8 protein-coding genes are annotated in these 7,709 nt (G+C 62.3%); 1 reads left to right on the forward strand and 7 read right to left on the reverse strand.

All coding sequences use genetic code 11. The features are described from left to right. On the reverse strand, nucleotides 1-291 hold a 291-nt coding region (locus ACTJGZ_RS11920), incomplete at its 3' end, for a ComEA family DNA-binding protein (RefSeq protein WP_441663140.1). A gap of 344 nt (nucleotides 292-635) precedes the next feature. Here ACTJGZ_RS11920 and ACTJGZ_RS11925 point away from each other — a divergent pair. Then, nucleotides 636-1,727, forward strand: a complete 1,092-nt coding sequence (locus ACTJGZ_RS11925) for a branched-chain amino acid aminotransferase (protein ID WP_441663141.1) — start codon at nucleotides 636-638, stop codon at nucleotides 1,725-1,727. A 350-nt stretch (nucleotides 1,728-2,077) separates the two neighbouring features. On the opposite strand, the gene rfaE1 is transcribed toward ACTJGZ_RS11925, so the two are convergent. The 6 genes from rfaE1 to ACTJGZ_RS11955 all read right to left on the reverse strand — a co-directional run. Further along, on the reverse strand, nucleotides 2,078-3,016 hold the full coding sequence (gene rfaE1, locus ACTJGZ_RS11930; RefSeq protein ID WP_441663147.1) for a D-glycero-beta-D-manno-heptose-7-phosphate kinase: 939 nt from the start codon (nucleotides 3,014-3,016) through the stop codon (nucleotides 2,078-2,080). After that, complete coding sequence (lapB, locus tag ACTJGZ_RS11935) at nucleotides 3,016-4,263, reverse strand: lipopolysaccharide assembly protein LapB (RefSeq protein ID WP_441663142.1); 1,248 nt, start codon at nucleotides 4,261-4,263, stop codon at nucleotides 3,016-3,018. Before lapB ends, rfaE1 begins: the two co-directional genes overlap by 1 nt. 60 nt (nucleotides 4,264-4,323) lie before the next feature. Then, nucleotides 4,324-4,647: a LapA family protein gene (locus tag ACTJGZ_RS11940; RefSeq protein WP_441663143.1), complete on the reverse strand. Its 324-nt coding sequence runs from the start codon at nucleotides 4,645-4,647 to the stop codon at nucleotides 4,324-4,326. Between the two features lie 206 nt (nucleotides 4,648-4,853). Further along, a complete protein-coding gene (gene bamC, locus ACTJGZ_RS11945) occupies nucleotides 4,854-6,008 on the reverse strand; it encodes an outer membrane protein assembly factor BamC (protein WP_441663144.1) in 1,155 nt (384 codons plus the stop codon). A 19-nt stretch (nucleotides 6,009-6,027) separates the two neighbouring features. Beyond that, a complete protein-coding gene (dapA, locus tag ACTJGZ_RS11950; protein WP_441663145.1) occupies nucleotides 6,028-6,933 on the reverse strand; it encodes a 4-hydroxy-tetrahydrodipicolinate synthase in 906 nt (301 codons plus the stop codon). Nucleotides 6,934-7,094: 161 nt separating this feature from the next. After that, nucleotides 7,095-7,709 (reverse strand): L-threonylcarbamoyladenylate synthase (locus ACTJGZ_RS11955; RefSeq protein ID WP_441663146.1); only part of this gene is annotated, 615 nt, incomplete at its 5' end.

The raw sequence follows: 7,709 nt of genomic DNA on the forward strand, positions 1-7,709 counted from the left end.
CCCGCGCTCGCGCTCGCGCACAATCAACAAGGCCGTTTTCGGCCCTATGCCCCGCACGGCCATCAATTCCGCCACCGTTGCTGTGTTGGCATCCACCGCGCCCGCCGCAAAACTGCTGCACAGTCCGCAGGCCGCCAGCGCCAGCCTGGCCCCCCAGCGCCAAACCGGCGCCACGCAGGGCTGTTGGCCCTGCCGCCGCGCAGAGGCCTGCCCTCTGCTGCTGCCAAACGCTCCATCGCGCCGCCAGACCCGCCCATGCCCGTTCCCGGGCAGCCCATGAAAAAAAGCCATGCTCGCGCCTCTCTGTCAGGATGACACCCTGCGGCCCTGTCACCGCAGGACACGCCCCGCCATCATGCCAGCGCCAGCCTCTGCGCGGCCTCTGTCTTCACTGTGTGAGCCATGGGGAAAAACCGGCGTGGCCCGCAATGTGATGCCGCCATGACACAGTATCTACGCCACCAGGCCCAACAATGGTTATCATGTATGAACAACGGGGAGGACAGGTTCATGACACCCTCGCAGCGTGCCAGAAGGCGCCCTCACCGCGAAATTACCCAGCCACTCCTCCTCATGTGCTACCTCCGCCGGCAATGACTGGTTCTTTGCCGGAGGTTCGTTTATCAGAGAAAAACATGTCCGCAGCTTTGTCATTCACGCATCTTCCCAATCCCTCCCCCACCCCTGCCGCTGAGCGTGAAGCTCTGCTGGCCCAAGGCGGTTTCGGCACGGTATTTTCCGATCACATGGTCACGATCGAATGGTCCCAGGACAAGGGTTGGCACAAGGCTGAAGTCCGCAAGCGCGAACCTTTCCTGATGGATCCTGCCGCCGCCGTGCTGCACTATGCGCAGGAAATTTTTGAAGGCCTGAAGGCCTATCGCAGCCCCGAAGGCAACATCACGCTGTTCCGCCCGGAACAAAATGCGCGCCGTTTCAATCTGTCGGCAGAACGCATGGCCATGCCCACGCTGCCCGAAGCCGCTTTCCTGGAAGCCGTTGAACTGCTGGTCAAAACCGACAAGGACTGGATCCCGGGCGGCAACGGCAGCCTGTATCTGCGCCCTTTCATGTTCGCCAGCGAAGCGTTCCTGGGCGTGCGTCCTGCACACCACTACACTTTCTGTGTCATCGCCTCGCCCGTCGGCGATTACTTCAAGGGTGGCGCCAAGCCGGTGTCGGTGTGGGTCTCCTCGGAATACACGCGCGCTTCGCAAGGCGGCACCGGCGCTGCCAAGTGCGGCGGTAACTATGCGGCCAGCCTGGTGGCGCAAGCCGAAGCCTATAAAAACGCCTGCGATCAGGTTGTTTTTCTGGATGCTGCGGAACACCGCTGGATTGAAGAGCTGGGCGGCATGAACGTCTTTTTCGTGATGGAAGACGGCAGTCTGCTCACCACCCCGCTGGCCGGCACCATCCTGCCCGGCATCACCCGCGCTTCGCTGCTGGAACTGGCCCGCGCGCGCGGCCTGAAGGTCGAAGAGCGGCGCTATTCCTTCGAAGAATGGGAAGCCGATGCCCGCAGCGGCAAAATCAAGGAAGCCTTCGCCTGCGGCACGGCAGCCGTCGTGGCCGCCATCGGTGAAGTCCGTTATGCCAACGGCAGCTTCAAGATCGCCGACGGCCAGACCGGCCCGCTGACGGAGAGCCTGCGTGAAGAATTGACCGGCATGCAGCGCGGCCGCGTCGCCGACACCCGTGGCTGGACACGCCGCATCACTGCCTGAAAAACCTGAAATACGGGACACCCCGCCGGCCTGACCGGCGGTGAATCTCAACGGCCGGCCAGCCTTCCCGCTGCCCGGCCGTTGTCATTGGTGCTCATTGCCATCGGTGGTCATTGCCATCAGTGGCCACAATTGATGGCCGCCATTGATGGCAGCAATGGGTAGCAGCAGCGTGGCAGCACCCGGGAACAGATCAGCCGTATCAGGGGCCAGCAGCAGCCCCTTCTGTTGGACCTTTGGGCCTTGTCTGTGGGCCCTTGTTTGGCCCTTTCCCTTGTGTTGTGGCCCTTGTCTTGTGGCCCTTACAAGCCCTTTTAGGCCGTCAAGCTAAGGCCCTCAGAGGCCGCCCCTCAGGCCCCTGCCGCCAATTCCCCGGCGCTGACGATAGACGTCCCCAGTTTGCCGACCACTATCCCGCCGGCCTTGTTGGCCCAGCGCATGGCCTGATGCCAATCCAGCCCGGCCGCCCGCATGACGGCCAGTGTCGCCAGCACCGTATCCCCCGCCCCCGACACATCAAACACCTCATGCGCCTGAGCCGCCACATGATCTTCCCCGTCGTCCGTGAACAGTGACATGCCCTGTTCAGAACGCGTCAGCATCAGACCGCGCAAATCCAATTGGCGGCGCAAGGCCTGGGCCCGGCGTAACAGATCGTCCTCGGTGCGCCAGGCCCCGGCCACCACCTGGAGTTCCTGCCGGTTGGGGGTGACCATATCGGCGCCGCGATAGCGCGAAAAATCATCGCCCTTGGGGTCCACCAGAATCGGCAAACCTGCCGCCCTGGCCCTTTCGATCAACAACTCGACTTCGGCAAGCGCGCCCTTGGCATAGTCCGACAGGACCAGGACGTCATACCCGGCCAGCAGCGCATCGACCTTCTCGCGGATACTGCGCAGTACCGATGCGCCCAGGGTTTCCTCAAAATCAATACGCAATAACTGCTGCTGCCGCCCCAGGACACGCAATTTCAATGTGGTCGGGCAATCCGGTGTTTGCACCAGCGCCGACGCAATGCCGGCTTCTTCCAGCAAGGCCGCGATACGGCGTCCCGGCTCGTCTTCGCCGACCACGCCGACCACGCAGGCCTGCGCGCCCAGCGCGGCAACGTTGCGCGCCACGTTGGCAGCGCCGCCCAGACGGTCCTCGCGGCGCGCCACCCTGACCACCGGCACAGGAGCCTCTGGCGAAATGCGTTCCACCTCGCCAAACCAGTAACGGTCCAGCATCAGATCGCCCACAATCAGAATACGCGCCTGCTTGACAGCATCAAACGGAAAAGCGTGCATCACACTTCCTCCAGACGCCGCGGGGGATATGTCTCCCAGGCATTGCAGCCCGGGCATTGCCAATAAAAGCGGCGCGCCTGAAAACCGCAGGCGGTGCAGGCGTAGCGATCCAGCCGCTGGGTATGTTTGTGAATCACGGTGCGCAACAAGGCCAGATCTTCATGCTGGCCGCCGATCACGGCAGCGACAGAGGGTTCCTTGGCAGCATCTTTGTTTTCAGCCAGTTCGACTTCCAGCAGGCGGTCCAGCCCCAGCAGCGAAGGACGGCGCGACAAGGCGCTGCGCGCAAAGCTCCAGGCCGTTCCCTCCGATTGCTGCGCGCGCAACTCGCGGAAAACGATATTGAACAGATCTAGCGACGGCTGGCTCACATACTGCGCCTGCAGCAAGGCCAGCCCATCAGCCGCCTTCCCCGCGGCGCGATAGTTCTGCAACAGCGCTTCGGCCACCAGCCCGGCATATGCCGGACGTTCGTGCAGCACAGACTCCAGATGCAGGCGCTCGGCCTTGGCATCGCTCTGGCGCGCGGCAATCTGGGCACGCAGCATGGCAATACGAACCGCCGCAGCGGCGCCGCGCTGTTGCTGCCCGCCTTCCACCGCGCTCACCTGCGGCAAGGCCGCCTCGGCGGCATCCAGCGCTTCCTGGGCGGCCAGCAGATCAGGCGTCTTCCCCTGCAACGCCATCTGCGCCAATTCGCAGTAATAGTGCGCCAGCTCCGGCACCGGTTCATCGGTCATCGCACGCAGCATGCGGACGGTCTCGATGGCCTTGGGCCAATCATGCCCGGCCTCATAAATACGAATCAGGGCCTGCAAAGCCTGCAACGCATAGCGGGTTTCCTGCAACTGGCGGAAGGCTTCTTCCGCACGGTCCAGCATGCCGGACTTGAGAAAATCCTGCGCCAGCTCATACATGGCCTGCTCCCGTTGCGGCGCAGGCAAATCGGCCCGCGACAACAGGCTTTGGTGCACCCGGATGGCCCGTTCGATTTCGCCGCGGCGGCGGAACAGATTACCCAGCGCAAAGTGCAGGTCTATGGTTTCCGTGTCCAGCTTGGCCACTTCCACAAAAGCATCAATGGCACGGTCCGGCTGTTCATTCAAGAGAAAATTCAGGCCGCGGAAATAGGAATCCGGCAATTGGCGCGTTTCCCGCAGCATTTGCCGGATATCAACCCGCGCCGCCACCCAGCCCAGCCCGAACAGGACAGGCACGAAAATGAGCCACCAAGGTTCAAAGTTCACGCGAAGATTCCGCCACAAAGAAACAGTTCAACATATCCGGCCGCAGGCGCAGCCCGGCCATTACAGCGGCGAAAGCGGCGCCACGGTTTCCGGCGCGACCACCGGTTGCGGTTCGTGATCACGCGCCACGATATCCCGCACTTTTTCAAGTTCACGCCGCAAGCGCGCCGCTTCACGCCGGTTGCGCAACACCGCCGGCACCATCAGCAACAGGCCGAACAATGTGCCGACCACGAACACAGCCAGCATGACGACAATCAAGGGCACCTGCTCGGCCGCATACTCGCCATAGAACTTCACGGCGACAGGCTCGGTATTTTTCAACGCAAACATCAACACTGCGATGAACACCAGCGCACGAAGAAACCAGACGAAATAGCGCATGAGACAAGCTCCGCAATGGATTGGGTATCTTTTATTGTAATCCGCTACGGATTCCGGGGTCTCTTCATCTTCGCCTGCTGGGGCGAACCCTAGGTCCCGGAATCCAGACAGCCCGGCGGGCCATCCGCGGCAACAGAAACGCCGCGCTTGCCGGCATGGCAAGGCGGCGTCTTTTCAAGGCCTGACTGCCCTGATTTTTCTCAGGCTCAGAGCTTATCCTTGAGAACAGCCAGCAAGCGGCGGGCAGCTCCGTCGGAAACCTTGTTGCCCTTGTCGTCCACCACATAGACCTGGGTCTGGTCTCCCACCTGCTGCAAACGCAGGCGGTAAACCTGAACATCCAGATCCGGCGAGGTACGGAACAGACGCGTAAAGAAGTTGGCTGACTCGCTCTTCATGCCGCTATCAATATCGGCATAACGGACGAAGTACTCGCCTGCAGCACGGTCGCGGTCATCCACCGTGAAACCGGCGGAATCCAGCCCCATGCCGACACGGCGCCAGGCACGGTCAAAGGGTTCCGGCACTTCCAGCACATCCGCGCCACTTGCCAGGGCGACCGCCGCCGCAGGCTGTTCCGCGGCAGCGCCGCTGGCTGCGGCTTCTTCCGCCTTCAGCTGGCCCGCCTTCTTCATGGCTTCTTCGTCACCGCCGCCCAGATACACCATCATGCGCGACAACATGGCCGCATTGAGCTCGGGCGATTCGGGGCCGACCTCCCACTTGACGCGGGCATCGTCGTGGCCGACATTGCGCTCGAACATGTGGTCGTGGCTGATGAAGATTTCCGTGCGCCCGTTGATCCGCTCCAGACGGGTGCGGAAACGTTCACGCTCGCCGCTGTCCCAAACCTGGTCGATGATACGGCCCAGCAGGTTGCGCAAGCCGCTTTCCGGAATTTTGGCCCGGTTTTCCGCCCAGCCGGTCTGGATAATGCCGACTGCCGGATCATTGCTGGCAATCGGGAAACCCTGCTCTTCCCAGAAGGTCACGATACGCGGATACAGTTCGCTGGCGGAGGCATCGGCCTCCAGCCAACGGCGCTCGCCGTCACGCACAATGCGCAGCCCGGGGAATTCCGGCAGCACATTCGGCCCCAGCGGCTTGGCTTGGGCGGCCGCTTCGGCGCCCTGCTGCTGGAACTCGGTAAACGTCGTCGAGCCGGAAGCCGGCATCTGATAACGCGGGTCGCTCGCCGCCTGAGTCAGGTCGGGAGGAATGCTCAGGGGTTTGGTCCGGTTGGAACTGGCCCCCTTGTAGTCGATGGACTCTTCATTGCCCAGCAGTTCATTGACGCTGCTGCAACCCGCCAGCAGAACGGCCAGCGTCAGTGCCGGGACGGCCAGTCGGCCTGTATTCATTCGCAACCTCTTCATTCAATTACAGACCCGCTCGGTGCAGCGCGTCCCGCACCAGAGCGTGATACTCGGGCGACAGGGTCACCAGCGGCAGGCGATAGCCAGGCGGAATCAGACCGCGCTCGGCCATGGCCCACTTGACGGGGACAGGGTTTCCTTCAACGAACAATGCTTTGTTCAGACGCCCCAAGCGGCCATTTAGTTCACGGACCCGCGCAAGATCCCCTGCCAGCGCCGCAGCGCACAGCTCGCTCATGGCGCGGGGCGCCACGTTGGCTGTCACGGAGATATTGCCGGCAGCGCCCAGCAGGATCAATGCCGCAGCGGTGGCATCGTCGCCGCTGAAGACCTGGAAGTCCTTGGGCAGCTCGTGCAGCAGCAAGGCGCCACGGCCGATATCGCCGGTTGCATCCTTGATGCCGATGATGCCAGGCACCTGGGCCAGGCGCAGTACCGTGTCGTGACTCATGTCCGCCACGGTGCGGCCCGGCACGTTATAGAGCACGGTAGGCAGATCGACCGCTTCGGCGATGCGGCGGAAATGCTGATACAGCCCTTCCTGGGAAGGACGGTTGTAATAGGGAACGACCGATAGCCCGGCATCGGCACCGACAGCCTTGGCATGTCTGGCCAGCTCAATGGCTTCGCTGGTGGAGTTGGCGCCTACGCCTGCGATCACGGGAATGCGGCCTGCCGCATGCGCCACGGCCACACGGATAAGCTCAGCGTGCTCGTCCACATCGACAGTCGGCGACTCGCCCGACGTCCCGACGACGACCAGCGCATTGGTTCCTTCTGCAATGTGCCAATCAATCAAAGCGCGGTAAGTATCGTAATCCAGGCTGCCGTCGGCATGCATGGGCGTCACCAGCGCGACCAGACTACCGCGGAAAACCGGGTTCTGGGATGCAGTCGCGTTCTCTGCCATTCTGAAAGCTCCAGCCGTGCCCGGCATGGGCCACGGTAACGTATCAAATCACTGAGTTTAACGGATGCCGGGCTGGCCAATTCAAAAAAAGAGTACAAACCGGCAGGCACCTGCGCGATCACGCGCAGGTGCCCAGGGAACGCAGCATAGAAAATCGGCAGTCAGACAGCAAGGCCCAGTGTTGCCGGATCCCCCTGCCCCAAACGCTCGATCACAGGCGACGCGCCGGACATATCAATCACCGTGGTCGGCATGCTGGCGCAGAACCCGGCGTCGATAATACCTGCCAGCTGATGCGAATAGCGCGCTTCGATCTCTTCGGCCTCGGTCAAGGGTTCCGTTTCGCCTTGCGGAATCAGCGAGGTGGAAATCAGAGGCGTCTGGGCGCTTTCCAGCAACGCCAGCGCAGCCGTATGAGACGGCACCCGTATGCCTATGGTTTTTCGTGAAGGATGCGACACGCGCCTGGGCACTTCTCGGCTGGCCTCAAGAATGAAAGTCCAGGGCCCCGGCGTCGCGGCTTTCAGTAATCGGTATTGCGCATTATCGACTTTGGCCAAGTGGCCAATTTCCGCAAGATCGCGGCACAGCAATGTCAAATGGTGTTTGTCAGTCAAACCGCGCAAACGCCGCAAATCATCCGCCGCTGCCTTGTCGTCCAGGCGCGCCACGACTGCATAACCGGAATCCGTCGGGATTGCCAGCAGCCCTCCATTACGCAGTAAATCAGCGGCCTGAGCAATCAGTCGGGGCTGAGGATTCTGGGGATGAACAGA

The sequence above is a fragment of the Kerstersia sp. genome (assembly GCF_052103615.1).
Classification (GTDB): Bacteria; Pseudomonadota; Gammaproteobacteria; order Burkholderiales; family Burkholderiaceae_B; genus Kerstersia.